Source organism: Acinetobacter sp. S40 (genome assembly GCF_016624705.1).
Classification (GTDB): domain Bacteria; phylum Pseudomonadota; class Gammaproteobacteria; order Pseudomonadales; family Moraxellaceae; genus Acinetobacter.
The window spans coordinates 1-26,190 of sequence record NZ_JACVTU010000003.1; the positions used below are offsets into that span (position 1 = coordinate 1).

Genomic DNA, 26,190 nt, shown 5'->3' on the forward strand with positions numbered 1-26,190 from the left:
CGTGGCCAAACTGGACAGCAACTCGGCTGAAAAAGATGCAGCAGCAATCAGTGCTAAAGACGCGTTTGATGTATTGGTCGTGGGTGCTGGTCCTGCGGGCGGTACGGCAGCGATCTATGCGGCACGTAAAGGTATTCGTACGGGGATGATTGCAGAGCGTTTTGGTGGTCAGGTGATGGATACCATGGATATCGAAAACTTCACATCGGTACAAAAAACCATTGGTCCGAAGTTTGCTGCCGATATGGAAGCGCATATACGTGAATACGATGTAGATATAATGAATCTGCAACGTGTTCGTAAAATCACAGGAGCGGATCAAACGGCGACAGGTCGGGTTGAAGTTGAACTGGAAAATGGAGCAAAGGTTGAATCGAAAACCGTGATTTTATCGACGGGTGCACGCTGGAGAAAAATGGGGGTTCCTGGTGAACAAGAATATGCGACGCGTGGAGTCGCCTATTGCCCACACTGTGATGGTCCCTTATTTAAAGGCAAAAAAGTTGCGGTGATTGGCGGTGGTAACTCAGGTGTAGAAGCCGCGATTGATCTGGCAGGAATTGTAGAACATGTGACTTTGGTTGAGTTTGATACCAAATTACGTGCCGATCAAGTATTGCAGGATAAACTCAATAGTTTGCCAAATGCTACCATTATTACCCATGCCCTTTCAACGGAAGTGGTCGGTGATGGTCATCAGGTGACGGGTCTGAAATACAAAGACCGTGCTACGGATACAGAACAGACCCTTGAGCTGGCAGGAATCTTTGTCCAGATTGGTTTATTGCCTAATACAGATTTCTTAAAAGGTTCGGTTGAGTTAAGTGGACGTGGTGAGATCATCATTAACGAGCGAAATGAAACTAATGTCGCAGGTGTATTTGCGGCAGGTGACTGTACCACTGTACCTTATAAGCAGATTATTATTGCTACTGGTGAAGGTGCAAAGGCTTCTCTCTCTGCGTTTGATTATCTTATCCGAAATAGTTGATTCATAAAAAAGCAAAGGAATTTCGGTTCCTTTGCCTGCAAGTTTTGAAATGAGTTTATAGGAACTTGATCTTCTAACAGTCAGGTTCCTTTTTTTTATGCGATGATTTATTGGTTTAACGACAAATGATATTGAGCTGTTCAAATTTATGCATTAACGTTATCTGATCTTCAATATGAGCTAAATCAAGTACAATACAGTTGATCGGACAGACAGCGATACAGGTCGGTTCAGGATAAAATCCTACGCATTCAGTACAACGATTTGGGTCAATTTCATAGACCTTTTTCCCTTCAAAAATGGCGCTATTAGGGCATTCAGGCAGACACATATCACAGTTGATACAATCTTTTGTAATGAGTAAGGCCATAATTACTCCGCAGTAAATGCCAATGCTGACGCAGAAAGTTGTTCAGTAGCATGGGGTAAATTACGAATGAGTAGGGCATATTCAACATTTATGGCAGGGTCAAGTGGAATGTCAACGATATGACCTGAGCCCTTGGCACTATCAATTTGATGGCCGTTACGATCCAGAATTTCATTCAGGATAAACGTAAAATTGCCTTGCGGAGTCATAAGTTCGAGTGAATCTCCTACATCAAAACGATTTTTTACATTAATTTTGATATAGTCACCATTGCGTTCTAACACTTCACCGCAAAACTGCTGATAATCAAAATGTGAAGAGCCATCATCATAGTTTTGATAGTCACTATGCACGTGACGACGCAGAAAACCTTCGGTATAACCACGATTAGCCAGCCCTTCGAGTAACCTCATTAAACTATTATCAAATGGTTTCCCCGCGATAGCATCATCAATGGCTTTACGATAAATTTGAGCAGTTCTAGCACAGTAAAAATAAGATTTAGTTCGACCTTCAATTTTTAAGGAACTGATTCCCATCTGGGTTAAGCGTTCCACATGTTGAACTGCTCTTAAATCTTTGGAGTTCATAAAATAAGTGCCGTGTTGATCTTCTTCGGCAGCAAACATATCTTCGTCGTTACGTTGTACTAAAACGGGTTGCATTCGCGGGATTTGAACATTTTGTGAATTACAACAGTTTTCCTTTTCACTAAATTGCTTAAGCGGAATAACTTCACCAGTCTCATTCTCAATCGCTTCATGAATTTTGTAATCCCAACGACAGGCATTTGTACACGCCCCTTGATTGGCATCGCGTTTATTCATATAACCAGAAAGCAGGCAACGGCCTGAATAGGCCATACATAATGCACCATGTACAAACACTTCAAGTTCAATATCTGGTACTTGTGTTTGTATTTCCGAAATTTCTTCAATAGAAAGTTCTCGTGAAAGAATGACACGTGTTAAGCCATAATCTTTCCAAAATTTGATTGTCGCCCAGTTAATCGCATTGGCTTGTACTGAAAGATGAATAGGCATCTCAGGAAAATGTTCGCGTACCAACATAATTAGACCAGGGTCAGACATGATTAAGGCATCGGGTCGCATTTTAATAATCGGGTGTAAGTCTGCAATAAAATTTTTTAGTTTGCTGTTATGTGGTTGAATATTGACGACCACATAAAATTTTTTCCCTAGAGTATGCGCTTCATTGATACCTATTTCTAAGTTGTCAGGATCGAATTCGTTATTACGCACGCGTAAACTATAACGTGGCTGGCCTGCATAAACCGCATCTGCGCCATAGGCAAAGGCATAACGCATATTTTTCAAGGATCCAGCAGGAGAGAGTAACTCAGTTTTCATAAAATATTATAAAGGCATAAAAAATATAAGTGATTATTTTAGTTTCTGTCCTGCTTTGGCTCAACCTAGTATTTTAGTCAGAATTGTCGTTCTAAAAATACGCAGATTTGTTCTATTTTTGCCCTTGTTGTTGCATCAGTAAATCTATTAAATAGAAAAATATTGCTAGAACACAGCATTTGAGGGGATTTTCATGACAACTGTTCATCAACGACAACCTGTTTTTTTTATTTCACATGGTGGGGGACCGTGGCCGTGGATGCCTGATTATCTCAATAGCGTTTATGCGAATCTGGCCCAGTCATTGCGTGGATTATTGAATACATTGCCTCAACGTCCAAAGGCCATTTTAATGATTTCGGCGCATTGGGAAGCTCCAGAATTTACAGTTCAAACAGCCTTGCAACCTGATATGATTTATGACTATGGAGGGTTCCCAGCGCATACGTATCAGGTGCATTATGAGTCCTCTGGTTCATTTGAATTGGCCAAACGTGTTGTGGAGCTATTGGAACAAGCGAACATTCAAGTCGCAACTGATGCACAGCGTGGCTACGATCATGGTATGTTTTCTCCTATGCAGGTCATCAATCCTGATGCGGATATTCCTGTAGTACAACTTTCTCTGAAAAAAGGACTTAATCCAGAGCAACATATTGCTTTAGGACGTGCCTTGGTAGCATTGCGTGATGAAAATATTTTGATCATTGGTAGTGGATTAAGCTATCACAATCTACGCATGTTTAATGCCCATGCTGCTGAACCATCACGTGCATTCGACCAATGGTTGTATGAAACTGTGGTTGAACATCAAGGCAATGAGCGTAATGAGCGCCTAAATAGGTGGGAACTTGCTCCTGCTGCACGTGTCGCACACCCACGTGAAGAACACTTATTACCCTTGATGGTTGCTGTTGGTGCGGCGGAAAATGAACAGGGGATTCGTAATTACCATGAAGATCACTTTATGGGTGGATTATCTGTTTCCAGTTTCGCATTGGGTGAAATAAATTAGAGGTTTAAAACGAAAAAGGTGCACTAAAGGCACCTTTTTGATTTATTGGGCTAACATTCGCTAGAGCAATTTTGATTATTTCTCAACAAAAGCACGTTCGATGACATAGTCACCTAAAACACCCATACGTGGAGATTCTTTCAAACCCGCTTTATCTAAAAGTGCAGCCACGTCAGTTAAGAAATGTGGGCTACCGCATAACATCGCACGGTCAGTTTCTGGATTAAATGGTGGTAAACCAATTTTTTCAAATAAAGCCCCCGTTTCAATTGCAGTTGTTACACGGCCTTCATTTTCAAATGGTTCACGGGTTACAGTTGGGTAATATATCAATTTATTTTTGATATCTAATTCTTCAAACCATTCATTATTTGGTAGTTCATTCAGAATTAAATCTTGATAAGCTAATTCGCTAATCCAGCGCGTACCATGCACTAAAATCACTTTTTCAAATTTTTCGTAAGTTTCAGGATCACGAATCAAAGATAAAAATGGTGCTAATCCTGTTCCTGAAGAAAGGAAATATAGGTTTTTACCCGGATTAATATCGTCATGAACCAAGGTGCCAGTAGGTTTTTTAGAAATCAGAATTTCATCACCAACTTGAACTTTTTGTAAAATAGACGTTAATGGACCGTCCTGAACTTTAATTGAGAAAAACTCTAGTTCTTCTTCGTAGTTGGCACTGGCAATCGAATAGGCGCGCATTAATGGTTTGCCATTGACCTCAAGCCCGATCATGACGAACTGACCATTTTTAAAACGTAGTGCGGTATCGCGTGTTGTTTTAAAACTAAAAAGAGTGTCATTCCAGTGGTGAACATGGGTGATGCGTTCAACATTAAAAGCAGCCATTAAAGATCTCAATCACGATCAAAAGAAAACAGGTTGCTATTCTAATCTAAAATCATTCTCGATAAACTGAATATATTTAATTGTGTTTATAAGAAAAAGTGATGATGACCTCTGTAAATTTGCCAATCATCGGCAGCATGCATTCACCTTATCGTGAAAAGTTTGGTATTCCACGCCAGCCTAATCTGGTACAGGTACAGTCTTATATTGAAATGTATGAACCGTACAATGTTAGATTGGCTTTTGATGGAATAGAGGAGTTTAGCCATTTATGGTTGATCTGGCAGTTTCATGAAAATAAAAACCAACATGAGACCGAAAAGTTTCGTCCGCAAGTGCGCCCACCGCGGTTGGGTGGAAATAAAAAAATAGGTGTGTTTGCAACGCGTAGTATGTATCGACCTGCACCTATTGGTTTATCTGTGGTGCAATTTAAATCTATTGAAAAAGTGGGCAAAGGACTTAGAATCTATGTCACAGGTAGTGATTTACTTGATGGAACTCCTATTTTGGATATTAAACCTTATATTCATTATTCGGATGCCATCGAAAATGCGCAAAGTGGCTATGCCCATCTTGAGCCTGAAAGAAAACAAGTATGTTGGAAGGCAGAGGCGTTACGACAGCAACAAATTTTTATGCAAACGCAGCAACTTACTCCGCAATTAATTGAGGAATTAGAGCAGGTTTTATCTTTGGATCCCCGTCCTGCTTATCAAGATGATATTTACCGAGTTTATAAGATGAAATTTGCTCAGTTTGATATCAGTTTTAGCGTAAATCAGGAATATATCGAAATTATCGATTTTAATCAGTTAGACCCTTAACTTGATTGGATTTTGCATGACGCTTATGAATATACATTTGCTGGTCGGCATCTTTACACGCGTGTTCCAGTCCGTGACTTGGGTGACGCAGGGCATAACCAATCGCAGCACTGATTTGAGCATTTGCCAAATGCTCAAGTAAGCGTTGTTTTAATTGTTCCAGATGCTCTTGATCATGACCGAGTATCAAGATTCCAAATTCATCGCCTCCTAAGCGGGCAAGTAAATCTTCCTGACGTAATGATTTTCTTAAAATAGACGCGGCCTGTTCAATAAAACGATCGCCCTCAGCGTGCCCTTGTTGATCATTAATTGCTTTTAATCCATTGAGATCAACGATCACAACGGCAGCAGGATGTCCATAGATTTTACAACGTTCTTCTTCAATGCAAATAAACTGATTCCAGCCGCGCCGATTATAGATACCTGTCATGGCATCAATTATGGCTTCATTTTGTAGGCGTTCATGCAAACGGATTTGTTCATTTTCACGAATCTCGCGTTGTAAAATATGGCTAAGTAAATTACCAAATAATTCGACTAATCCACCATCTTCAATAATCGCTTCAGATTTTGGTTCCGGATCAATCGCGCATAAGGTTCCAAAGAGAGTTCCATCTTCTTTAACCAAAGGTTGCCCAATATAGGATTTAATATTGACTTGTTGAGCAATGGGTGCAGAAGCATATAAAGGAATATCTTCTGAACGTGGTGCAATACGAGGAGCATGACCCAATACCATATGTGAACAGAATGAATCTGCCCAGTTAAAAACCCGCCCTGATTTTACATCATAACCATGATCTTCAGATTGCAATACAATCCAGTCATTCCCCTCGACACGTGTGATCATCCATAAATCAAAACCAAATTTTTGATGTAAAAAATGCAGTACCGCATGTCCTGCGTCATGAAAGTTTTTAAATGCAATAGAACTCATTTAGCCGCCTATGATTTGGGTATTTTCCTGATACTGATGGCACTTTAAAACAAATTTTAGATGATGCATATCCCTAATTTCACGGACTAAAAAAATACATTGCAAATGAACTCTGCTATATTGGATAGAGTGTTTGGGGTAGAACAATGAAGTTTAATTTTGAAATCGATACGGTTTGGTGTTTAGAACAATTATTAAAAGACGGACGCATTACAGAGCGTGAAAAATTATTGATTCAAACGACACATCGACAAAAAGATCAATTGAAATGGCATCCTATTCAATGGATTGCGCAATTCAATCTGAAAGATCAGCAAGCGCCTGAGAAAATTTTAAATACCACTCGTTTGAGTCAGTGGCTTGCTGAAAAAGCAGGTTTGGCATTTTATGTGATTGATCCATTAAAAGCAGATGTAGGTAAACTGACATCGGTGATGTCACAGGAATTCGCTTTACGTAATAAAATCTTGGCTGTCGAAGTTAGGGCAGATTCGATTTTGATTGGAACCGATCAGCCGTTTATGACAGATTGGCAAGTCAATCTTGAGCGTAGTCTGAATCCAAAGAAAATTGAACGAGTGATTTTGAATCCCGAGCAATTGCATCGTTATCTGGTGGAATATTATCAGGTGAGTCGCGCGGTTAATTCATCGCAAAACTCAGGAAGTTATGAGCGGGAAAATAAAGGTGTGGAAGCACTTTTGCAACTCGGTGATACGCAAACGCCTGATGCCAATGACCAACATATCGTCAAGCTGGTCGATTGGGTGTTGCAGTTTGCCTTTGAACAGGGTGCAAGTGATATTCATCTTGAACCACGTAAGGATACAGGTAAGGTTCGTTTTCGTATTGATGGCGTGTTGCATACCATTTATAACATGCCGGCTAATACTTTAACCGCAGTGATCGCGCGTATTAAAATCTTGGGTCGGCTCAATGTTGCGGAAAAACGTAAACCACAAGACGGGCGCTTAAAAACTCGAACGCCTAAAGGACAAGAAACAGAACTGCGTCTATCGACTTTACCTACTGCATTTGGTGAAAAAATGGTGATGCGTATTTTTGATCCAGAAGTCTTGGTACGTAGTTTTCAGCAATTGGGTTTTGAAGGACGTTTACTCGATGACTGGAATACGCTGACGCAGCATAGTCATGGGATTATTTTGGTCACAGGCCCAACAGGTTCAGGTAAAACCACCACGCTCTATTCCTCTTTAAAGCAACTTGCTACCGAACAGGTCAATGTGTGTACTATTGAAGACCCGATTGAAATGCTAGAGCCTAGTTTTAACCAGATGCAAGTCAACCCAGCCATTGAGTTGGGTTTTGCCGATGGTGTTCGGGCTTTGATGCGTCAGGATCCAGACATTATTATGGTGGGTGAGGTACGTGATCAAGATACGGCCAATATGGCCATACAAGCCGCATTAACAGGTCATCTGGTGCTTTCTACTTTGCACACCAATGATGCACCATCAAGTTTGACCCGTTTACATGATCTAGGCGTTCAACCATTTTTAACGGCTGCCACCATCTTAGGGGTATTGGCACAGCGGCTAGTACGTAAGTTATGTCCACACTGCAAACAACAAACCCAGATTAATGAACAAGAATGGGAACATTTGACTTTTGACTATATTATGGATATGCCAGATACAGTATATCAGGCAGTTGGTTGTGAAGCCTGTCGTAATACAGGGTATAAAGGGCGAGTTGGCATTTATGAGTTTATGCCTGTGAGTACGGAAGTGAAGCATTTGATTAGTGCTCATGCCACCTTAAATGAATTACGTGCACAGACCAAGAAAGAAGGTGTAGAGCCACTACGGATTGCAGGTGCGCGTAAAGTGATAGAGGGTGTTACAACTTTGGAAGAAGTTCTGCGTGTAGTACCTTTAAGTTAAATCGCCTAATTATGTCTTTCCTAAGATTCACCTCATCTTGTTTGGTTAAATTATTTATAGCAAATAAACAACCTGAATGAGGGAATCAACATGATGCGTAATATCCTAATGGCAGCAGCTTTAATCACAACGGGTTATGTATCTGCTCAAGTGCCCGTAAATCAATCTGCTTTAGCACCTACAAAAATAAGTAGTGTAAAACAGGCTTTGAGTTTTAAAGATGATACCCCAGTTAAGCTCAAAGGGCAGGTCGTAAAATCTTTGGGAGATGAAAAATATCAATTCCGCGATTCGACAGGTACGATTACTATCGATGTCGATGATGAGTTATGGCAGGGACGTGCTATTTCTCCGACTACAACGGTAACTTTAATCGGAGAAGTGGATATTGATCATAAACCATTGAAACGGGTTGAAATTGATGTAGATGCGGTTGAATTTTAACTTTATATTTTAGGCAAATCTTCTTTTTCATAAACTGCATGTCTATTTGGATATGCAGTTTTTTATTTTATAGTGAAAAAAGACCCATTTACCTATTTCTTATTTGAGAAGCAGCATGCGTATATTAGTGGCAGAAGATGACCGTTCTCAGGCAGAGAGCATCCAATCGTGGTTAGAAATGGATGGTTATCATGTGGATTGGGTTGAGCGAGGAGATTACGCCATTGCAGCAATTGAACAGCACCAATATGACTGTATTTTGCTAGATCGGGGCTTACCTAACTCTACAGGCGATGAAGTGCTAATTGCTTTGCGTAAACACCAAGCTGCGACCCCTGTCATTTTTATTACCGCAAAAGATAGTATTCAGGATCGGGTTAAAGGACTTGATTTGGGAGCAAATGATTATTTGATTAAACCGTTTAGTCTGGAAGAGTTATCTGCCCGAATACGCGCCAAGTTGCGTACCCAACAACAGGTTAATAGCCATATTTTGGAGTGGAAGCAATTAACGCTAGATACAAAGGCCAAAACTGTACGCCGTGATCAAGATGTCATGGATTTAACGGCGAGGGAGTTTCAGATTTTATATAAATTGATGCAATATCCTGAGCGAATTGTAACGCGTGAGCAACTGGAAGAGTCACTTTATGCATGGGGTGAGGAAATCGAGAGTAATGCAATTGAAGTTTATATTTATCAGTTACGAAAAAAAATTGGTGCGACTTTAATTAAGACCATACGTGGTCTTGGTTATCGAATGGGCGAATAATTTATGAATCGACCAGTTTCTGTTTCGTTACAGTCAAAAATCATCAAAACAACCGTATGGAGTAGTGTCATCGCAGGCATAACTGCTTTTGCTTTGCTGATATTTCTAACGTGTTATCACAACATGAAAGTACAAGATGAGATCATGGATGAAGTGTCAGATATGTTGCTTCTTTCAGACCGACATTTACCTTCAGGTCAACAACTGGATGAATTAAGTGATGAATTTGATCTTCAATATGCGTTGTACTGGAATAATAAGCTGCTCACACAATCCAAAGAACATGATTCACTACCACTTCAGTGGAATTTTAAAACAGATTTTTCTCTGGTTTGGCAGGACGGACAGATTTGGCGTATTTATCGTCAGGACAAAACCCAAGCAGAACTTAAATCTGTTGTGATACAGCCGTTATCCACACGATTTGATGAAATTTGGCAAAGCCTAATGGGGTATTTTCTGGTTCTTATCGTTTTGTGGCTATTGCAATGGGGACTCATTCGTTGGGGGATTCGACGTGATTTAGCACCTTTACACCATTTATCTCATTCCATTGCGACAAAGTCTGCACATGATTTACAGCCAATTAGTATGATGCAAACTCCCTTAGAAATTGAACCTGTAATCGATTCTTTAAATCAATTATTGCAACGGCTGGAGCGGGCACTTTTGGCACAGCAATCATTTACTGCTGATGCATCCCATGAATTACGTTCGCCTTTATCTGCAATACAAATGCGTTTACAGTTGATACAACGCAAATATAATGATAAACCTGCGCTGAAACAGGATTTGATCCAGATTCAAAATGATGTAAATCGAAGTACACAAGTTCTGGAAAATTTATTGCTTTTAGCGCGTCTTGATCCCGCTCAAGAACAAGGACTCATAAAGCATCTGTTAATGCTGGATGAGATCCTGCTTGAAGTGATAGAAGCATTGTCTTTATTTGCACACGATAAAAATATTGAAATTATTTTGGATTGTAATGCGCAGCAAACACAGATAAAGGCAAATCATGAGCTTATATTTACCTGTCTACGCAATTTACTTGATAATGCGATTCGATATTCGCCTTATCACTCAAAAGTCTACATTCATCTGGAAAATATGCAGCAGTATTCAGGAAAGCTACGTTTAAATATTCATAATGACGGTGAAAAAATTACTCCACAGGTTATGGAGCGTTTAGGCCAACGTTTTTTTAGAGGATTGGGAACAGGACAACAGGGGACAGGACTTGGACTTTCCATTACTCAAAAAATTGTGCTACTGCATCAGGCAAAGCTAAACTTCTATCCCAATCCAAATGGGGGACTCGAGGTTGAGTTAATTTTTGATATAGCAGAATGTTAAAGCTAATTTCTAAACAGCATAAATGATTTGGAAAATTTTATATCTCGAAATTCAGATATGAGATTAAAGAAAAACAGTATGGTAAAACCATACTGTTTATATATTGTATTTGCCCACGAGTATTATTATTTTAGACGATTATTCTTATTATTTTGTCAAAATCAAACGGTTATTGCGGGTCAAACGTAAACGATATTCTTCACCTGCATGCATAATGCGAATTTCACGACCTAGGGCAAATAGATTGTTTGAATGCAACATTGGCAAAGATTGGGCTGTTTCGTTGCTACGGGTAAATAGGTTAAAAGGTGCGTTCATTTGTTGTGCTCCGTGGTGTTTTATTTAACGATTTAAATGATAATCATTATCGAATAGGCCTGTCAATCAAAATTTGAATATTTTATAAAAAATAAAATTTGCTTACACTTGAGTAAAATTAAGGAAGCTCTAAATCTATGTCAAAACCTGTGATCGACATCGCCATTGGATTACTACTGCATCATGGAAAAGTACTGGTGGGCTGGCGTGAAGCCAAACAACATCAGGGAAATAAATATGAATTTCCGGGTGGAAAGGTGGAATCAGGGGAAAGTCCTGAGGATGCGTGTCGTCGTGAGATTTATGAAGAAGTTGGAATTGGGATAAAGCAATGGTATGCCTTTGATCGAATTCAGCATGAATATGAAGATATTATAGTTTATCTCCATTTGTTTTATGCTTACGTTCCTGATGATTTACTTACTCTGATCCAGCAACCGTGGACATGGTATCATCGTGATCAACTCATGCAGCTCAATTTTCCTAAAGCCAATGATACTATTCTTCAGCGTTTGTTCTGGTCACATTTTATCAAAATTGGCGATAAATTATCTGAATTTCAACCCCATGCTGATTCACTTTTTTATTGGAGAGTGGATGCAGAGCAGTTTCAGCGGGATGTTTTACACACCTATTCAGCAGATGATTTAACAAAACTGATTTTAAATGATGAGCACTATCAGCAATTAAGTGACGATTTAAAGCCATTGATTAAAACGCTACATTTGAAGCAGCATCAACTTATGCAGTTTAAAAAAGGCGATCTAGAGTTAGGCAAACGTTATATTGCAGCTTGTCATGATTTAGTTGCCTTACAGCATGCTGAACAAATCGGCTGTGAAGCCGTGTTTGTGAGTCCGATTCAGCCAACACAAACCCATCCACATACTAAAGCACTTGGATGGACCCAGTTGGAAGAATGGAGCAAACAGAGCCAAGTATTGGTTTTTGCACTGGGCGGTTTACATCCCAATGATTTAGCTCAAGCACAGTTACATGGAGCTTATGGCATAGCAGGCATTCGAAATTTCTAATCATTGTAATAAGTAAGTTAAAGAACATCAGGGCCTTAAAGTGATTTTAAGGCCTGTTGAGCCTGTTGCACAGTTTGTGCATTATTTTGTTTTTGACCCGCGACTAAAATTGCCTGCCAAAGTTGCTTTTTCATTGGAGCAGATTGGGCATAACTTAAACCACGACGTGCCAGTGATTCAGCAGAGTTATATTGTCTTTTTTGATTGGCAACTAAAGCCAGATACATAAAAGTTTCAGCCGCTTGAGGTGCTAAACGCTGAGCTTGTAAAGCAAAGCGCTCAGCATCATCCCATTTTTTTTGGCTATAGGCTGTCTGGGTTTGCTGGATCAGATTTTTAAATGCAGGTAGTGATCGTCCATCATTAAATTGTTGTTTGGCCTTTTGTTCAGGAACTACGACTCGCATTTGCTTGCGTTTGATTTCTTCCTGTTCATAGGGGGTGATTTTAACGCCATCCGGAGTTTCTATGGTTTTTTTTGTGGGTTCAGCAGGCTTTGGCGGCACTTTCTTTGGTTCTTCATGTAAAGGGAATGTCGAGCATCCCACAAAAGAAACGACTGTTAATGCTAAAAAACCTTGCTTCCACATATCTTTAAAATCTCTTTGACCTGTCCACATCATTGATTTGAATAACTACCACTTGAAATTACGCGATTATTTGAGAGATCATTTTGCATTTGATCTTCACTGTCACGAATATAGTTGTCGATGCTATCGTTTGATGATGGATTTGTATCACCATTTTCCGTATCAGAATTGTAAGCCGGTTCAACCTGATAATGCGGTAATCCACACATTGTTGCCTGACGAGGTACAGTATGGCGCAGCATAGGAATGTACATGGCACCTTCACACCCCTGAGCAGATAAGTTACCCGTGGCTGAGTCAATCCATTGCCATTGCACATCATCCGTCTGACGTAAATTGACGGGTTGCTGGCGCAATTGTTTCATGACATTGGTCCAGACAGGTAGGGCACCTGAGGAACCGGTTAAACCTGTGACTTTATTATCATCTAAACCTAACCAGACCACAGCAAGATGATTGCCTGAATAGCCTGCAAACCATGAATCACGTGTATCATTGGTTGTGCCTGATTTACCTGCCAAATTTAGATCAGATGATAAGCTACTATAAGCTGCTTTACCTGTCCCAGAGCGCATAACTTGTTGTAAGCCGTAATTTAAAATATACGCAGCTGAAGGATCAATGGTTTGTTGAACATTTAAACCAAAACGTTCAAGGACATGACCGTTTGCATCGACTACTGAGCGAATGGCGCGGGTTGGATATTTAAAACCACCTGTCGCAAAGTTACCGTAAATACTCAACATTTCCATAGGCGACATATTTATAGCACCCAAAAACGCAGAAGGATAATTAGGAATATCTGAGGTTACGCCGAACTTTTTCAGATTATTAGTGAAAGCAGATAAACCAAATTCCTGACCTAAACGTACCGCCGAAAGGTTATACGAGTTCGCCAATGCCTGTTGTAAAGTGACTACGCCATGTTCGCCACCGCTATAATTTTTCGGTGTCCAGCTTTTATCACCGCCGACAGGGATATTGACGGCAGCATCCTGAATCTGACTGGCCCAATTATAACGTCCAGACTCAATCGCATTTAGATAAATTACAGGTTTAAGCAAAGAACCTACTTGTCGTTTTGCATCAACAGCACGGTTAAAACCCGTAAAGTCTTGGGTCGAACCTACAGCCGCAATCAGTTCTCCATTTTCAGGATGTTCCACCAAAACAGCGCCCTGTAGGTCTTTAAGACGTGCTGGATTACGTTTTGCAATTTGTTCAACACTGGATTTGAACGCATCCTGAATGCGCGTCTGTGCAATTGGATCAAGTGTGGTGAAAATGCGTAAGCCCTGATTGGTAAGGTCGTTTTCCTGATATTCTGAACGTAGCTGACGACGTACGATATCCAGAAAATCTGGAAATTTCGCTGGGCCAAGACTTGGTTTTGAAACCACGCCTAAAGGACGAGCACTCTCTTTTTCATATTGATCTTGAGTCAAATAGCCCATGACCAACATATTATTTAATACAATATTACGGCGTTTGAGTGCTGCCTCAGGATTACGCCAAGGATTATATAGAGATGGACCTTGTACCAGACCTACCAGATAGGCCTGTTGGGCAATATTTAGTTCACGTAATGGCAAACCAAAATAAAACTGTGAGGCCAGACCATACCCATTAATTGAGTAACTGCCATTTTGCCCGAGATTTACTTCGTTTAAATAAGCCTCCAAAATTTCATCTTTGCTATAATGTAACTCAAGCAACATCGCCATAAACGCTTCATTGGCTTTACGTTTTAGTGTGCGCTCAGGACTAAGATAGAAATTTTTAACCAATTGCTGGGTGAGGGTAGATCCGCCCTGACGTCTTCCGCCTGTTACGTTACTGACCAAAGCACGTGCAGTACCTCGTACAGAAATACCGTGGTGACTATAAAAATTACGATCTTCAGTTGCAACCAGTGCTTCAATTAATGTCTTTGGTACTTTGTCTAGTTTAATCAGTACCCGATCTTCATTATGTTGAGGATAGATTCCCCCAATTAATAACGGCTCAAGTCGAGCGATACCTGTGGAAGACGGTTTAGTTGCACGAATATCCGCAATTTGATCATTGGTGAATGACACCTGCAAAACTTGCTCAGGTTCAGTACTATCTCCAAAGTCAAAACCGCGCGTGTGAACATACATGGTATTGCCCTGAACCACGTAACTACCAGACTTGGTATAATTTTGGGCATTTTTATAGCCGAGTAATCCAAGTTCCTGACTAAAATCATTCTGGCTGACAGGGGCATTGGTATAAAGTTCTAAAGGCCGTGCAAAAACTTTGGCAGGGATATCCCAGCGTTGTCCTTCAAATTTATCGCGGATCACATTATCAAGGCGGATTAAATAGATACTAAAAGCTAAAAAAACACCAATAATGATGACTGAAAAAATAAGCGCAAAAAAGCCAATGCCACGTTCAAACTTCATAAATCTGTCATAAAAGCCAACAAAGTGTGCTAATCATGCGATAGCTTTCATATATTTTGCAATGATAAATCTGTGAATGAGCTAAAAAACTCATTATTTATGCAAAAGGCGATGATCTACTTCACTTTTTCAAAGACTTTACTCCAACTGGTGTGAAGATTTGAAAGATCTATTTTAGCAGAATAACCACATTTTATTCATAAAGTTATTTTGGATAGTCTTCGAATTGGCTGGCTAGAAAATCTATAAAAAGTCGAACTTTTTTGGGAAGCAATTGTTGACTAGCAGGCCATAAAGCATGAAAACAAATGGGTTCACAGCTATAATCAAGGAAACAGCGAACTAATTGACCATTTTCCACATAAGATTGCACGATAAATTCGGGTAAAAAAGAAATTCCTTTATGCGCAAGACAGAGATCCAGTAAGAAATCGCCATTATTACAAATAAATGTAGGCAAGTATTCAACATTGATGTCCTGAGAATCTTTTTTAAATTTAAATTTGGGTAATTGTTCATTAATACTATAACTTAGAACTTTATGGTGCTTAAGATCTTCAATATGTGAGGGATAACCATAGGTTTTTAGATATTCGGGTGTGGCATAAAAGTATCGATCAATGGATAGAAAGTTTCTGCTTTTATATGAACTATCAATCTTTTCACTGATTCTCAAGGTTAAATCAAAATCGCCACTGGCCATATCGAGATGATGATCGGTCAGAGTTAAATTAATGCGTATTTCAGGATATTGATTTTGAAATTTGACAAATAAATCTTTTAAAATGAGATGACTAAACGAAAGCGGAGCATTAACTTTTAATTCTCCAGCGGGATATTGTTGATTATAGGATAATTCGTATTTGACCCAATCCAGTTCGCTTATGATCACTTTACTATGTTTATATAAAGTTTCGCCCGATGGGGTAAGGCGCATCGTCCGGGTGGTACGATGAAATAATGTTGCCTTTAAATTATTTTCAAGATAGGCGATGCGCTTGGCGACCATATCTCTGGATAGGTTCTGGTATTGGGCTGCTTTACTAAAATTGCCCTGTTCTACCACACTAACAAAGCTTAAAATACAATCGAGTCGGTCCATTTTAAAAATCTATAAAAGGCTAAAATAAAAACATTGAACGTACAAAAATTAAACATCATTCATAAGTAGGCAAATATAAATTATTTTACTTAGATACGGCGAATTTAAGTCTGCTGGTCAGTCTAATCAGATATCTGATGAATTAAATTGGCCGAGATTTGAGCGTGGCTAAAATAATTGAACAAAACTAACCTGCATTTGAACGTAAACATAAACTTAACAATGACGCTAGATTACACCATAAATATATTTTGATTGTATGAGAAACAAATAAACACTTTCTTAAATTTGGACGTATGTTTTTACAGGTTTTTCTGAATTAATACACGTACAGAAACAATAACGGCGGTATAAACTGATGAATACATCTTTACTAGAACAACTTTCACCAAATAATTGTCAAGTTATTTTTATTGATCACCAGCCACAAATGGCTTTTGGCGTACAATCTATTGACCGTCAAGTTTTGAAAAATAATACCGTGGGTTTAGCTAAGGCTGTGAAAGTATTTAATATCCCAGTTACAATTACGACTGTAGAAACTGAAAGTTTTTCTGGGCACACTTATCCTGAATTACTGGATGTATTTCCAGATGCACCCCTATTAGAACGTACATCAATGAACTCGTGGGACGATCAGAAAGTTCGTGACTCACTTGCCAAAAATAATCGTAAAAAAATTGTGGTTTCTGGTTTATGGACAGAGGTGTGTAATAACACATTTGCTTTTGGTGCCATGCTTGAAGGGGGCTATGAAATTTATATGGTTGCAGATGCTTCAGGTGGCACATCTAAAGAAGCGCATGATTATTCAATGCAACGTATGATTCAGGCAGGTGTTGTCCCTGTGACTTGGCAACAAGTATTGCTTGAATGGCAACGTGACTGGGCACATCGTGATACTTATGATGCCGTTATGAATATTGTACGTGAGCATTCTGGTGCATATGGTATGGGTGTTGATTATGCTTATACAATGGTACATAAGACGCCTGAGCGCACTCAATCCAAGCATGAAGTACTTGCTCCAGTTCCTGCAAAATAATACGTTCCATATCAAATTAAGGGTAGAGTCGATCTACCCATTAAAATAAAAATGAACGGAGTACAGCGATGACTCAACTCGATTTAATCCTGAAAAATGGGAAAATTACCACTCTTAATACCCAACAACCAGAAGTTCAAGCCATTGGCATCGCTGACGGTAAAGTCATCATTACCGATAGCACCGATCAGGTAATGAAATTGGCAACAGCCAAGACGAAAGTCATTGATCTCAATGGAAGACGAGTGGTTCCAGGTTTAAATGACAGCCATTTGCATATTATTCGCGGTGGTCTAAATTATAATATGGAACTGCGTTGGGAAGGCGTACCTTCTGTTGCAGATGCTTTGAGATTACTTAAAGAACAAGCTGATCATACACCTGCACCGCAATGGGTGCGCGTAGTGGGTGGTTGGACAGAATTTCAGTTCGCCGAAAGACGATTGCCCACTTTAGAAGAAATTAATAAAGCTGCCCCAGATACGCCAGTTTTCGTATTACATTTATATGCCAGTGCTATGCTCAATCGGGCTGCACTGAATGTATTGGGTTTTAATAAAGACACCCAAGATCCACCTGGTGGCAAAATTGTTCGAGATGATAAAGGTGAGCCAACAGGATTATTATTGGCAACGCCTTCGGCGGCTATTTTATATTCTACTTTAGGTAAAGCACCAAAGTTACCAAAACAAGATCAGATCAATTCGACTCGTCACTTTATGCGGGAACTAAACCGTTTAGGTTTAACCTCTGCGATTGACGCTGGTGGTGGTGGTCAAAACTATCCTGATGATTATGAAGTCATTAAAGAGTTGCATGAAAATGAACAAATGACGGTCAGAATTGCCTATAACTTGTTTGCACAAAATGCGGGTTCTGAGCTAGAAGATTATAAAAAATGGACAGAAATGACCTTTCCAGGTGACGGTGATTCATTGTTTATGGTTAACGGAGCCGGCGAAAACCTGACATGGTCAGCAGGGGATTTTGAAGATTTCTATGAACCTCGACCAGATTTACCAGAAAAAATGGAAGCAGAGCTAGAAGCAATTGTTGAACTTTTAGCTGAGAAAAAATGGCCTTTTCGTTTGCATGCAACTTATGATGAAAGTATTGAACGCTTCCTGAATGTATTTGAGCGTGTAAATGCCAAGCAACCATTTCAAACCCGTTTTATTATTGACCATGCCGAGACAATTTCTGAGAAAAATATTGAGCGTATTGGGGCATTAGGCGGTGGTATTGCAATTCAGCATCGTATGGCTTATCAAGGTGAAATTTTTGTAAATCGCTATGGTGCAGAAGCAGCAAAATCGACTCCACCAGTGAAAAAAATGCTGGAATTGGGGGTTCCTGTGGGTGCTGGTACGGATGCTACACGGGTCGCTTCTTATAACCCTTGGGTATGTCTGGGTTGGTTAAGTACAGGGAAAACCGTAGGTGGTCTTTCTTTGTATGATGAAAAAGATTTACTTGATCGCCAGACAGCACTCAGACTATGGACTAAAGGATCGGCATGGTTTTCGGGTGAACAAAGTGATAAAGGTGCTTTGGTCGCAGGCGAACATGCAGATTTAGCCGTACTTTCAGATGATTATTTCAAAGTCGAAGGTGACGATATTCAGTGGATAGAATCTGTTCTGACAGTAATGAACGGTAATATCGTTTATGCAGGTGCAGAGTTTAAGCAGGAAGATCCACCATTACCGCCTGCTTCACCAGATTGGTCACCTGTAAAACGTTTCGGGGGACAGTGGCGACTGTCTGAAAATCGTAATGCACCATCTTTACAGCCACTTCAGTCAAATTCGACCATGTGTGCCTGCTCTAGCAGTTGTGGTATGCACGGACACAGTCATGCATGGATGCTAGATGTACCAGTCAATGACAAAGATAAAAAGTCATTTTGGGGTGCATTAGGTTGTTCATGTTTTGCATTCTAAACTGATGACGCGGGCTCTATCTTCTTCGGGATAGGGCCTTGAGATGAATTATGAAAGTGTATGTTTTATCTTTGGGCGTCGGTTTACTCGTGGGCGTACTTTATTATCTTTTAAATGTACGCTCGCCAGCACCTCCAATAGTTGCTCTTGTTGGGTTGCTTGGAATGGTTATTGGTGAAAAACTTATTCCGATGTTGAAAGCTTTTCTCAGTTAATCAACTGATATTTAACTCCAAATTTTAAGCTGTAATGAAGCAAATTTATATTGTTTGGCGTTCACCTACGATGATTTTGTAGGTGAGCTTTCAAAACATTTTAGGTCATATCGCAAATTTGCAAAATGACGATAAAAATAATTTTTAGATTGATACAGCCTGCATGTATTTTTTATTTTAGGTAGAACCATGATATCTGGTATTTCAACATTAGAATCTTACCTCGCTCGACAATGGATCATCATAGGTATCCTCTGCCTGTCAACACATACTTTTGCCAATGATGTTTTATCATCAGACCGTCAATATTTACTCGGTGACTGGAATGGTAAACGCACAGAACTTTCGGATAAAGGAATAGAGTTTAATGTTGCTTTTATTAATGAAGCTGCCACCAATTTGCATGGGGGGTATAACGATGATTCAGCTTTAAGAAGTGCTAATCAATGGACTTTTGGTTCAAGTTTTAACTTGGAAAAATTATGGGGCTGGGAAAATACTGTCGCAAAACTGGCAATATCAAAACGTGATGGACAAGGTCTTTCAGAAGATCGAATTGCAGATCCACGGGCAAAGCAATTTAGCAATGTACAAGAAATTAATGGTCGTGGGCAGGTTTGGCGCCTGAGTCAAATGTATTTACAAACATCTTCACTGGATAAGCATCTGGTTTTTAAAATAGGTCGTATGAACATGGGGGAAGATTTTAATTCGGCTCAATGCGAATTTCAGAATTTAACCTTATGCGGTGCGCAAGTGGGCAAAACAGTCGGCAATGTTTGGTATAATTGGCCCATTACAGTCTGGGCGACCAATATAAAATATAGTTTTAGTCCTGCATGGACATTAGGTATTGGGATATATGAGTCCAATGCAGAAAATACCAAAGAAAGTAAAGGGTTTAATTTAAGCACAGATGGGTCAAAAGGTGTCGTTATTCCTGTTGAATTGATCTGGAAAACCAAATTTAATGAGCTTGCTGGCACCTATCGTTTTGGTGGTTTTTATAGTACAGCAGATGCGAAAGATGTACTGACGGATAAAAATGGACAACTACAAACCATTGCCGCCAATCGAGAAATACATGATGGAAAATATAATCTGTGGTTAGTTGCTCAACAACAATTAACTCATCATGCTGGTGATGATCAACGTGGCTTAACCGCGTACCTGAGTTTAAATATGAATGATCAGGCGACGACTCAACTACGTGGTTCACAGCAGATTGCATTTATCTATAAAGGTGCATTTGATAGTCGTCCAAAAGATTCAATTGGTTTGGGCATTGCACGTAGTCAAATGAATAAACGTTTTCGAGAGCGTCAAAACGCATTGAATGAACAAAAACAGATTTTTAACTATGATGATCCTCAATTTACCCCTTTACAGTATAACGAAACCAATGTGGAGCTAAACTATACCTTGAATTGGTCCCCGAGCATTATGATTCGCCCAAATGTACAATTTGTTCATCAACCCGGCGGTGTTAAACAAGTGGATGATGCATGGGTACTCGGTTTAACAACCCGTTTTACTTTTTAAAATAGATTTAATTAAAACAATAGGTAAATTATGAATTTAACGACGACAAAAAATGAAGCAGAAGGGATTTGGAAAAGCTGTCGTGATCCAGTTATTTTAACGATTGTCGGTGGTGCGATTGATACGATTGGCTTTATTGCATTATTTGGTTTTTTTACTGCACATGTCACAGGTAACTTAGTGCTTGCTGGTGCGGCATGGGTGAAAGGTGGATCAGGAATCTGGATCAAGCTGGCAGCGATTCCACTTTTTATTCTGACAGTTGCGATAACCAAAGTCTTGATTGATCATAGTCAGAATAAAAGCAAAACTTTAGCTTTTCTATTTTATGGCGAAGCATTCTTTTTAACTGCTTTTATGGTGGCAGGTTTATATTTTGAACCCTTCAAAAACCCAGCAAGTATTACAGTTGCCATTACCGGTGGTTTAGGGCTAATTGCACTGGCGATTCGTAATACCTCTAGTAAAACCCTGATTAAGCATATCAGCCCAAGTACAATGATGACAGGTAACACGACACAACTTGGAATAGATCTGTCCGATTACATACGTAATAAAGGTGAAACACATAAATTTTCATTAATTAAAAGTTTTTCGATCGTTTTAGGTTTTGTAATAGGTGCTTTTCTTGGCGCATTTTTATACGTTTACCTCAACTTTTGGAGTGTGGCTTTTTTTATATTGCCTATTATTTATCTGGGCTATTTAGCTTCTCAACATCGCTTTAAAGAACCTGAATAAAATTTGAAAAGATGACGGTGTAATAAGTTAGCAGGGTGAGTGCTGATTGAATGTTCACTATTTCGTCCAAAATAGATTGAAACCGTCGTGCATCAGAACGCACGATTTTAAATTTACTGTGTTATATTAGTTGCACAAATCGCATGTTATATGTTGATCTTAGAGTTCATCGTTATTTTGCTTTTCATGAGATTGATCTAAAGTCGATCTTTAAAAAGCGATAAAAGCGATAAATGCGTTGAAAGCGGGTCGCTTACATCCTGTGAAAATACATTGATAAAAGATGTGAGATAACTCACAGACCAACCCTATACTGGCTTTTACTTATAGGCATCCAATGCAGTCTGCAAATATTTCAGCCAAATCTTTTCGTAATATTGGTCTCATCGGCCGTCCTGATAAATCATCAGTGGTTGAAACTTTAAGTTTGATTCATGATCACCTTTTACATTTAGGCTTACATCCTATTTTCGATCAGGAAACAGCTGCGCTTGTACCTAACAACAATACACAAAGTGTAAGCCGTAGTTTACTTGGCGAAGTCGTCGATCTGGTTATTGTCGTTGGGGGAGATGGTTCCCTGCTACATGCTGCCCGTGCATTGGTTCGACATAATACGCCTGTGATTGGGGTAAACCGTGGACGTCTAGGATTTTTGACGGATATTACGCCATCTGAAGTTATCTTTAAGCTTGATCAGGTTTTGCAGGGACATTTTCAGCTTGATCGCCGTTTTTTACTGGAAATGGAAGTACGTTCAAAGGGTGAAACCATTTATGATGCAATTGCGTTGAATGATGTGGTTTTGCATTCAGGTCGGTCAGTTCATATGATCGATTTTGAACTCAATATTGATGGGCAATATGTCTATCGTCAGCATAGCGATGGCCTGATTGTGTCAACACCAACGGGTTCAACCGCTTATGCGTTATCTGGCGGCGGTCCAATTTTACATCCAGGAATGGACGCAATTGCACTGGTGCCTATGCACCCTCATACATTGTCTTCCCGCCCAATCGTCGTGAGTGGGCACAGTGAAATTAAACTCACAATTCGTGAAAATCGTGTTTTACCAATGGTCAGTGCGGATGGACAAAATAGTATTTCCCTCAATGTAGGTGATACGGTGCATATCCGAAAACATCCATTTAAGTTAAACTTATTACATCCACCCGGTTATGACTTTTATATGGCTTGCCGTACAAAGCTTGGCTGGAATCAGGATTTTGACTCATTTCAACAGCAGGATGACGCATGAATATTGAACAAATGCTTGCCGTTTTAGATCCAGATATCGTAGAGCGTTTAAAGACGGCAGTCGAAATTGGTAAATGGCCAAACGGTGTAGTATTAACTCCCGAACAACGTCAGATTTGTATGCAGGCAGTCATTGCATGGGAACACCAAAATGTCCCTGAAAAACAGCGTACAGGTTATATTGATAAAGGGCATAAAGAAGGGGATGAATGCGACACGCATGAACCCCAACATGATACAGAGTTTAAACCGATTCGTTTTATCTAAAAACGCAACGGATTTTTCTGGTTAAAGAGCTTTGTCGAATCGAGTATTCCAAAGTTCTTTGGCTTTTTGGATTGCCTGAGTGAAGTCATCGGCGGCCTTCATAGTATATAGAGCAATTCCCATAGTCTCAATAATCGCCATTTCACCATATTGATGATCAGTCTGGCCCAACCAGACTTTTTTAAACGTGTCTAAATCAAGTTCTTCTTCAATTAGACTACGTTCTGGTGTCAGTTTAGGGAGTTCATATTCATACATTTCGCCATTTTTAATTCCACAAATTAAAGTTTTGGCATCTGGATTACGTTCAAACTCACCTCCTTCACCTTTAATCACAGCACTGTTTTCATAGCCCAATTGATAAGCCGCTTGTTGATGTGAGCTTCGATAAGCAGGGTGAAAAATTGCCTGTAAAGTGGCTCTAGCATTAAAGGGATTAATTAAACGGGCTAAAGTATGAACGGGTGAACGTAGACCCATGACATTACGTAAAGAAATCATGTCGCTTAGTACAGGAGAAATAGCTTCTAGTGGCAAATAAGCAAAATGTTGTTGTTGTAATTGTTGTTTAACGTCTTGTTCAGACTCGCAAATGTGGTACCCCAAATATTCTAAGACTTGCTCGGTATAAACACGATTAATTGTATGACCAGCAGCACCATGCATGACGATATTATAACCATGTCTAGCGAGTGTTAATGCGGCCAATAAAAACCATGGATAATGTTTACGTTTACCTGCATAGGATGACCAATCCAAATCAACCTGCAAAGGTTGAAAGTCAAGTTGATCTTTAGTTGCCTGTACAAAACCTGTAAGTTCTTCAACAGACTCTTCCTTAACACGAAGCAACATTAAAAAAGCACCTAATTGAACGTCAAGTACCTCTCCCTTTAAAATCATGGTAAATGCTGCATAAGCTTCTTCATAACTTAGGGAACGTGAACCTGTTTTCCCTTTACCTAATATACGCACATATTGGGCAAACGGATGTTCACTGTCTTTATAGAGATTCTTTTTAGTGTTCATGTGCATTTAATATTTCGTGGAAAAATGAATATCATCACTATGACATAAAAATAAAATGAATGAATCAACCTTAAACATATTAGACTAATGTCTACACTATTTTTGATTAAAAAATAACCGAAAAATGGATTTTGTAACCGATAGAAAGTGGAATTGCAGTACACTCTCGACAGTTTTTAAACTGTTTAATTTTTATTAACGATTTATTCGTTGACTCCCATTTTTCTTTAAACAGATGAAGTTCCCCCTAATCGGAACGAGATAAGTCGTGAGACTATTTTTGAAAAACTTTTTGTTTTTCATCTTAAGGAATGTTTTCTTTTAAGAAAACTTCCACCATGCGTCATTTAGACAAGTGGGCTAAAGGGCTGTCTATAAACTATTTATAGATATTTTTATGGATATATTTCTAAGGGCTTAGAAATATTTGTTGACGTAAAGTTATGGCTAAAAAACCGATTTATAAATCACTTTATTTTCAAGTGATCATTGCCATTATTGCGGGTGTCTTGGTCGGACATTTTTATCCGAGCACTACGCAAATCGTAGATGGTGTCAAAGAAAATATCCCAGGTTTAGGTGAGCAACTCAAACCATTAGGTGATGCATTCATTCGCCTGATTAAAATGATTATTGCGCCTGTTATTTTCTGTACTGTGGTCAGTGGTATCGCAGGCATGGAAAGTATGAAATCTGTTGGTAAGACAGGTGGGATTGCATTACTTTACTTTGAAATCGTTTCAACTATCGCACTCATCGTGGGTCTTTTGGTCATTAATATTGCCAAACCTGGTGTGGGTATGAATGTTGATCCAGCGACACTCGATACAGCAGGGATTGCGAAATACGTTGCATCTGGTCAGTCCCAGTCTACTATCGAATTTTTCATGCATATCATTCCTGAAACGGTTGTAGGTGCATTTGCTAATGGTGAAATCTTACAGGTTTTACTATTTGCTATCTTGTTTGGCTTCGCACTTCATAAACTTGGAGATGCAGGGAAACCCGTTTTGAAACTGGTTGATCAGATTTCACATGTTTTCTTCAACATTGTGAATATGATTATGAAGCTGGCTCCGATTGGTGCTTTTGGCGCCATGGCATTTACCATTGGTAAATATGGTGTGGGTTCTTTGGTACAGTTAGGACAACTTATTCTGTGCTTCTATGTGACCTGTTTGCTCTTTATTTTCATCGTATTAGGTTCTATTAGTCGCTTCTGTGGTTTTAGCATTTTTAAAATGTTGCGCCTGATTCGTGAAGAGTTACTTATTGTCTTAGGGACATCGTCATCTGAATCGGTGTTGCCTCGTATGTTGAAGAAACTTGAAATTGCAGGTTGTGAGAAGTCTGTTGTTGGTTTGGTCATCCCTACAGGTTATTCATTTAATCTGGATGGTACATCAATTTACCTTACAATGGCGGCGATCTTTATTGCTCAGGCCACCAACACACAGCTTGATATTCAGCATCAGATTACTTTACTGGTCGTATTATTGATTTCATCGAAAGGTGCGGCAGGTGTAACGGGTTCTGGATTTATTGTAATGGCTGCAACTTTATCAGCAGTTGGGCATATTCCAGTCGCAGGTTTGGCACTGATTCTGGGTATCGATCGTTTCATGTCTGAAGCACGTGCTTTGACGAACCTTACGGGCAACAGTGTGGCAACTATAGTGGTTGCTAAATGGGTAGGAGCATTGGATATGCAAAAACTTCAAAATGCGCTCAATAACCCTGAAGACGTCGACCGCAAAATGCTGGAAGAGAATGAACGGTCCGTTGCGTAATTAATCAAAGTGTGAAAAAAAGGGATGAACATCGTTCATCCCTT

25 protein-coding genes are annotated in these 26,190 nt (G+C 39.5%); 16 read left to right on the forward strand and 9 right to left on the reverse strand.

The genetic code is table 11. The annotated features are described in order from the left end of the window. Nucleotides 1-991 (forward strand): alkyl hydroperoxide reductase subunit F (gene ahpF, locus IAE19_RS05085; RefSeq protein ID WP_200459865.1); only part of this gene is annotated, 991 nt, incomplete at its 5' end. A 115-nt stretch (nt 992-1,106) separates the two neighbouring features. Here the strand turns inward: ahpF and IAE19_RS05090 are convergent. Both IAE19_RS05090 and yegQ read right to left on the reverse strand, forming a co-directional pair. Then, nucleotides 1,107-1,361, reverse strand: coding sequence for a YfhL family 4Fe-4S dicluster ferredoxin (locus IAE19_RS05090; RefSeq protein ID WP_200459866.1), 255 nt, complete (start codon nt 1,359-1,361; stop codon nt 1,107-1,109). A 2-nt stretch (nt 1,362-1,363) separates the two neighbouring features. Further along, a complete protein-coding gene (yegQ, locus tag IAE19_RS05095; protein WP_200459867.1) occupies nt 1,364-2,731 on the reverse strand; it encodes a tRNA 5-hydroxyuridine modification protein YegQ in 1,368 nt (455 codons plus the stop codon). Nucleotides 2,732-2,924: 193 nt separating this feature from the next. On the opposite strand from yegQ, the gene IAE19_RS05100 reads away from it, so the two are divergent. Beyond that, nucleotides 2,925-3,746: a DODA-type extradiol aromatic ring-opening family dioxygenase gene (locus IAE19_RS05100; protein WP_200459868.1), complete on the forward strand. Its 822-nt coding sequence runs from the start codon at nt 2,925-2,927 to the stop codon at nt 3,744-3,746. 75 nt (nt 3,747-3,821) lie between these two features. Here IAE19_RS05100 and IAE19_RS05105 read toward each other — a convergent pair whose 3' ends face one another. Then, on the reverse strand, nt 3,822-4,601 hold the full coding sequence (locus IAE19_RS05105; protein WP_004989772.1) for a ferredoxin--NADP reductase: 780 nt from the start codon (nt 4,599-4,601) through the stop codon (nt 3,822-3,824). A 104-nt stretch (nt 4,602-4,705) separates the two neighbouring features. Between IAE19_RS05105 and tsaA the strand changes: the two genes are divergently transcribed. After that, nucleotides 4,706-5,428 carry a tRNA (N6-threonylcarbamoyladenosine(37)-N6)-methyltransferase TrmO gene (gene tsaA / locus IAE19_RS05110; protein ID WP_200460267.1) on the forward strand — a complete coding sequence of 241 codons (723 nt, stop codon included), beginning with the start codon at nt 4,706-4,708 and terminating at the stop codon, nt 5,426-5,428. Here the strand turns inward: tsaA and IAE19_RS05115 are convergent. Beyond that, on the reverse strand, nt 5,409-6,368 hold the full coding sequence (locus tag IAE19_RS05115) for a sensor domain-containing diguanylate cyclase (RefSeq protein ID WP_200459869.1): 960 nt from the start codon (nt 6,366-6,368) through the stop codon (nt 5,409-5,411). The two genes, tsaA and IAE19_RS05115, sit on opposite strands and share 20 nt — an antisense overlap. 146 nt (nt 6,369-6,514) lie before the next feature. Here IAE19_RS05115 and IAE19_RS05120 point away from each other — a divergent pair, with 146 nt between their 5' ends. From IAE19_RS05120 to IAE19_RS05135, 4 genes are all read left to right on the forward strand, one after another. Continuing rightward, nucleotides 6,515-8,272 (forward strand): GspE/PulE family protein, encoded by a 1,758-nt coding sequence (locus tag IAE19_RS05120; protein ID WP_200459870.1) that lies wholly within the window; start codon nt 6,515-6,517, stop codon nt 8,270-8,272. A 90-nt stretch (nt 8,273-8,362) separates the two neighbouring features. After that, nucleotides 8,363-8,716: a NirD/YgiW/YdeI family stress tolerance protein gene (locus IAE19_RS05125; protein WP_200459871.1), complete on the forward strand. Its 354-nt coding sequence runs from the start codon at nt 8,363-8,365 to the stop codon at nt 8,714-8,716. A 115-nt stretch (nt 8,717-8,831) separates the two neighbouring features. Further along, a complete protein-coding gene (locus tag IAE19_RS05130) occupies nt 8,832-9,488 on the forward strand; it encodes a response regulator transcription factor (RefSeq protein ID WP_200459872.1) in 657 nt (218 codons plus the stop codon). Nucleotides 9,489-9,491: 3 nt separating this feature from the next. Continuing rightward, the gene (locus IAE19_RS05135) at nt 9,492-10,844 is read left to right on the forward strand and encodes an ATP-binding protein (protein ID WP_200459873.1); all 1,353 of its coding nucleotides are present in this window, start codon (nt 9,492-9,494) and stop codon (nt 10,842-10,844) included. A 147-nt stretch (nt 10,845-10,991) separates the two neighbouring features. Here IAE19_RS05135 and hemP read toward each other — a convergent pair whose 3' ends face one another. Beyond that, nucleotides 10,992-11,162: a hemin uptake protein HemP gene (hemP, locus tag IAE19_RS05140; RefSeq protein ID WP_004989761.1), complete on the reverse strand. Its 171-nt coding sequence runs from the start codon at nt 11,160-11,162 to the stop codon at nt 10,992-10,994. Nucleotides 11,163-11,299: 137 nt separating this feature from the next. Between hemP and IAE19_RS05145 the strand changes: the two genes are divergently transcribed. Then, entirely contained in the window at nt 11,300-12,196 is an 897-nt protein-coding gene (locus IAE19_RS05145) for an NUDIX domain-containing protein (protein ID WP_200459874.1), read from the forward strand. A 35-nt stretch (nt 12,197-12,231) separates the two neighbouring features. Here IAE19_RS05145 and IAE19_RS05150 read toward each other — a convergent pair whose 3' ends face one another. The 3 genes from IAE19_RS05150 to IAE19_RS05160 form a co-directional block, all read right to left on the reverse strand. Further along, nucleotides 12,232-12,786: a tetratricopeptide repeat protein gene (locus tag IAE19_RS05150; protein WP_200459875.1), complete on the reverse strand. Its 555-nt coding sequence runs from the start codon at nt 12,784-12,786 to the stop codon at nt 12,232-12,234. Between the two features lie 29 nt (nt 12,787-12,815). Beyond that, nucleotides 12,816-15,215 carry a penicillin-binding protein 1B gene (gene mrcB, locus IAE19_RS05155; protein WP_200459876.1) on the reverse strand — a complete coding sequence of 800 codons (2,400 nt, stop codon included), beginning with the start codon at nt 15,213-15,215 and terminating at the stop codon, nt 12,816-12,818. Nucleotides 15,216-15,420: 205 nt separating this feature from the next. Then, nucleotides 15,421-16,317 (reverse strand): LysR family transcriptional regulator, encoded by an 897-nt coding sequence (locus IAE19_RS05160; protein WP_200459877.1) that lies wholly within the window; start codon nt 16,315-16,317, stop codon nt 15,421-15,423. Nucleotides 16,318-16,675: 358 nt separating this feature from the next. Between IAE19_RS05160 and IAE19_RS05165 the strand changes: the two genes are divergently transcribed. The 7 genes from IAE19_RS05165 to IAE19_RS05195 all read left to right on the forward strand — a co-directional run bounded on the left by IAE19_RS05165 (nt 16,676) and on the right by IAE19_RS05195 (nt 23,327). Next, nucleotides 16,676-17,362: a hydrolase gene (locus IAE19_RS05165; RefSeq protein ID WP_200459878.1), complete on the forward strand. Its 687-nt coding sequence runs from the start codon at nt 16,676-16,678 to the stop codon at nt 17,360-17,362. A gap of 68 nt (nt 17,363-17,430) precedes the next feature. Continuing rightward, nucleotides 17,431-19,305, forward strand: coding sequence for an amidohydrolase (locus IAE19_RS05170; protein WP_200459879.1), 1,875 nt, complete (start codon nt 17,431-17,433; stop codon nt 19,303-19,305). 50 nt (nt 19,306-19,355) lie between these two features. Then, a complete protein-coding gene (locus IAE19_RS05175) occupies nt 19,356-19,520 on the forward strand; it encodes a DUF1427 family protein (RefSeq protein WP_200459880.1) in 165 nt (54 codons plus the stop codon). A gap of 189 nt (nt 19,521-19,709) precedes the next feature. Beyond that, nucleotides 19,710-21,062: a carbohydrate porin gene (locus IAE19_RS05180; RefSeq protein ID WP_200459881.1), complete on the forward strand. Its 1,353-nt coding sequence runs from the start codon at nt 19,710-19,712 to the stop codon at nt 21,060-21,062. 30 nt (nt 21,063-21,092) lie between these two features. Continuing rightward, nucleotides 21,093-21,803 carry a YoaK family protein gene (locus IAE19_RS05185; protein ID WP_200459882.1) on the forward strand — a complete coding sequence of 237 codons (711 nt, stop codon included), beginning with the start codon at nt 21,093-21,095 and terminating at the stop codon, nt 21,801-21,803. Nucleotides 21,804-22,140: 337 nt separating this feature from the next. Then, a complete protein-coding gene (locus tag IAE19_RS05190; protein WP_200459883.1) occupies nt 22,141-23,061 on the forward strand; it encodes an NAD(+) kinase in 921 nt (306 codons plus the stop codon). Then, nucleotides 23,058-23,327, forward strand: coding sequence for a YeaC family protein (locus IAE19_RS05195; protein WP_200459884.1), 270 nt, complete (start codon nt 23,058-23,060; stop codon nt 23,325-23,327). The genes IAE19_RS05190 and IAE19_RS05195 overlap by 4 nt, the downstream gene beginning before the upstream one ends. Nucleotides 23,328-23,348: 21 nt before the next feature. Here IAE19_RS05195 and IAE19_RS05200 read toward each other — a convergent pair whose 3' ends face one another. Beyond that, complete coding sequence (locus IAE19_RS05200) at nt 23,349-24,356, reverse strand: glycosyl transferase family protein (protein WP_200460268.1); 1,008 nt, start codon at nt 24,354-24,356, stop codon at nt 23,349-23,351. A gap of 443 nt (nt 24,357-24,799) precedes the next feature. On the opposite strand from IAE19_RS05200, the gene IAE19_RS05205 reads away from it, so the two are divergent. Continuing rightward, entirely contained in the window at nt 24,800-26,146 is a 1,347-nt protein-coding gene (locus IAE19_RS05205; RefSeq protein ID WP_200459885.1) for a dicarboxylate/amino acid:cation symporter, read from the forward strand. Nucleotides 26,147-26,190: the final 44 nt, after the last annotated feature.

What these genes read in the sequence shown, in the direction of transcription:
- IAE19_RS05090 (WP_200459866.1), bottom strand. Translation starts at nt 1,361, where the DNA reads ATGGCCTTACTCATTACAAAAGATTGTATCAACTGTGATATGTGTCTG.
- yegQ (WP_200459867.1), bottom strand. Translation starts at nt 2,731, where the DNA reads ATGAAAACTGAGTTACTCTCTCCTGCTGGATCCTTGAAAAATATGCGT.
- IAE19_RS05100 (WP_200459868.1), top strand. Translation starts at nt 2,925, where the DNA reads ATGACAACTGTTCATCAACGACAACCTGTTTTTTTTATTTCACATGGT.
- IAE19_RS05105 (WP_004989772.1), bottom strand. Translation starts at nt 4,601, where the DNA reads ATGGCTGCTTTTAATGTTGAACGCATCACCCATGTTCACCACTGGAAT.
- tsaA (WP_200460267.1), top strand. Translation starts at nt 4,706, where the DNA reads ATGACCTCTGTAAATTTGCCAATCATCGGCAGCATGCATTCACCTTAT.
- IAE19_RS05115 (WP_200459869.1), bottom strand. Translation starts at nt 6,368, where the DNA reads ATGAGTTCTATTGCATTTAAAAACTTTCATGACGCAGGACATGCGGTA.
- IAE19_RS05120 (WP_200459870.1), top strand. Translation starts at nt 6,515, where the DNA reads ATGAAGTTTAATTTTGAAATCGATACGGTTTGGTGTTTAGAACAATTA.
- IAE19_RS05125 (WP_200459871.1), top strand. Translation starts at nt 8,363, where the DNA reads ATGATGCGTAATATCCTAATGGCAGCAGCTTTAATCACAACGGGTTAT.
- IAE19_RS05130 (WP_200459872.1), top strand. Translation starts at nt 8,832, where the DNA reads ATGCGTATATTAGTGGCAGAAGATGACCGTTCTCAGGCAGAGAGCATC.
- IAE19_RS05135 (WP_200459873.1), top strand. Translation starts at nt 9,492, where the DNA reads ATGAATCGACCAGTTTCTGTTTCGTTACAGTCAAAAATCATCAAAACA.
- hemP (WP_004989761.1), bottom strand. Translation starts at nt 11,162, where the DNA reads ATGAACGCACCTTTTAACCTATTTACCCGTAGCAACGAAACAGCCCAA.
- IAE19_RS05145 (WP_200459874.1), top strand. Translation starts at nt 11,300, where the DNA reads ATGTCAAAACCTGTGATCGACATCGCCATTGGATTACTACTGCATCAT.
- IAE19_RS05150 (WP_200459875.1), bottom strand. Translation starts at nt 12,786, where the DNA reads ATGTGGAAGCAAGGTTTTTTAGCATTAACAGTCGTTTCTTTTGTGGGA.
- mrcB (WP_200459876.1), bottom strand. Translation starts at nt 15,215, where the DNA reads ATGAAGTTTGAACGTGGCATTGGCTTTTTTGCGCTTATTTTTTCAGTC.
- IAE19_RS05160 (WP_200459877.1), bottom strand. Translation starts at nt 16,317, where the DNA reads ATGGACCGACTCGATTGTATTTTAAGCTTTGTTAGTGTGGTAGAACAG.
- IAE19_RS05165 (WP_200459878.1), top strand. Translation starts at nt 16,676, where the DNA reads ATGAATACATCTTTACTAGAACAACTTTCACCAAATAATTGTCAAGTT.
- IAE19_RS05170 (WP_200459879.1), top strand. Translation starts at nt 17,431, where the DNA reads ATGACTCAACTCGATTTAATCCTGAAAAATGGGAAAATTACCACTCTT.
- IAE19_RS05175 (WP_200459880.1), top strand. Translation starts at nt 19,356, where the DNA reads ATGAAAGTGTATGTTTTATCTTTGGGCGTCGGTTTACTCGTGGGCGTA.
- IAE19_RS05180 (WP_200459881.1), top strand. Translation starts at nt 19,710, where the DNA reads ATGATATCTGGTATTTCAACATTAGAATCTTACCTCGCTCGACAATGG.
- IAE19_RS05185 (WP_200459882.1), top strand. Translation starts at nt 21,093, where the DNA reads ATGAATTTAACGACGACAAAAAATGAAGCAGAAGGGATTTGGAAAAGC.
- IAE19_RS05190 (WP_200459883.1), top strand. Translation starts at nt 22,141, where the DNA reads ATGCAGTCTGCAAATATTTCAGCCAAATCTTTTCGTAATATTGGTCTC.
- IAE19_RS05195 (WP_200459884.1), top strand. Translation starts at nt 23,058, where the DNA reads ATGAATATTGAACAAATGCTTGCCGTTTTAGATCCAGATATCGTAGAG.
- IAE19_RS05200 (WP_200460268.1), bottom strand. Translation starts at nt 24,356, where the DNA reads ATGAACACTAAAAAGAATCTCTATAAAGACAGTGAACATCCGTTTGCC.
- IAE19_RS05205 (WP_200459885.1), top strand. Translation starts at nt 24,800, where the DNA reads ATGGCTAAAAAACCGATTTATAAATCACTTTATTTTCAAGTGATCATT.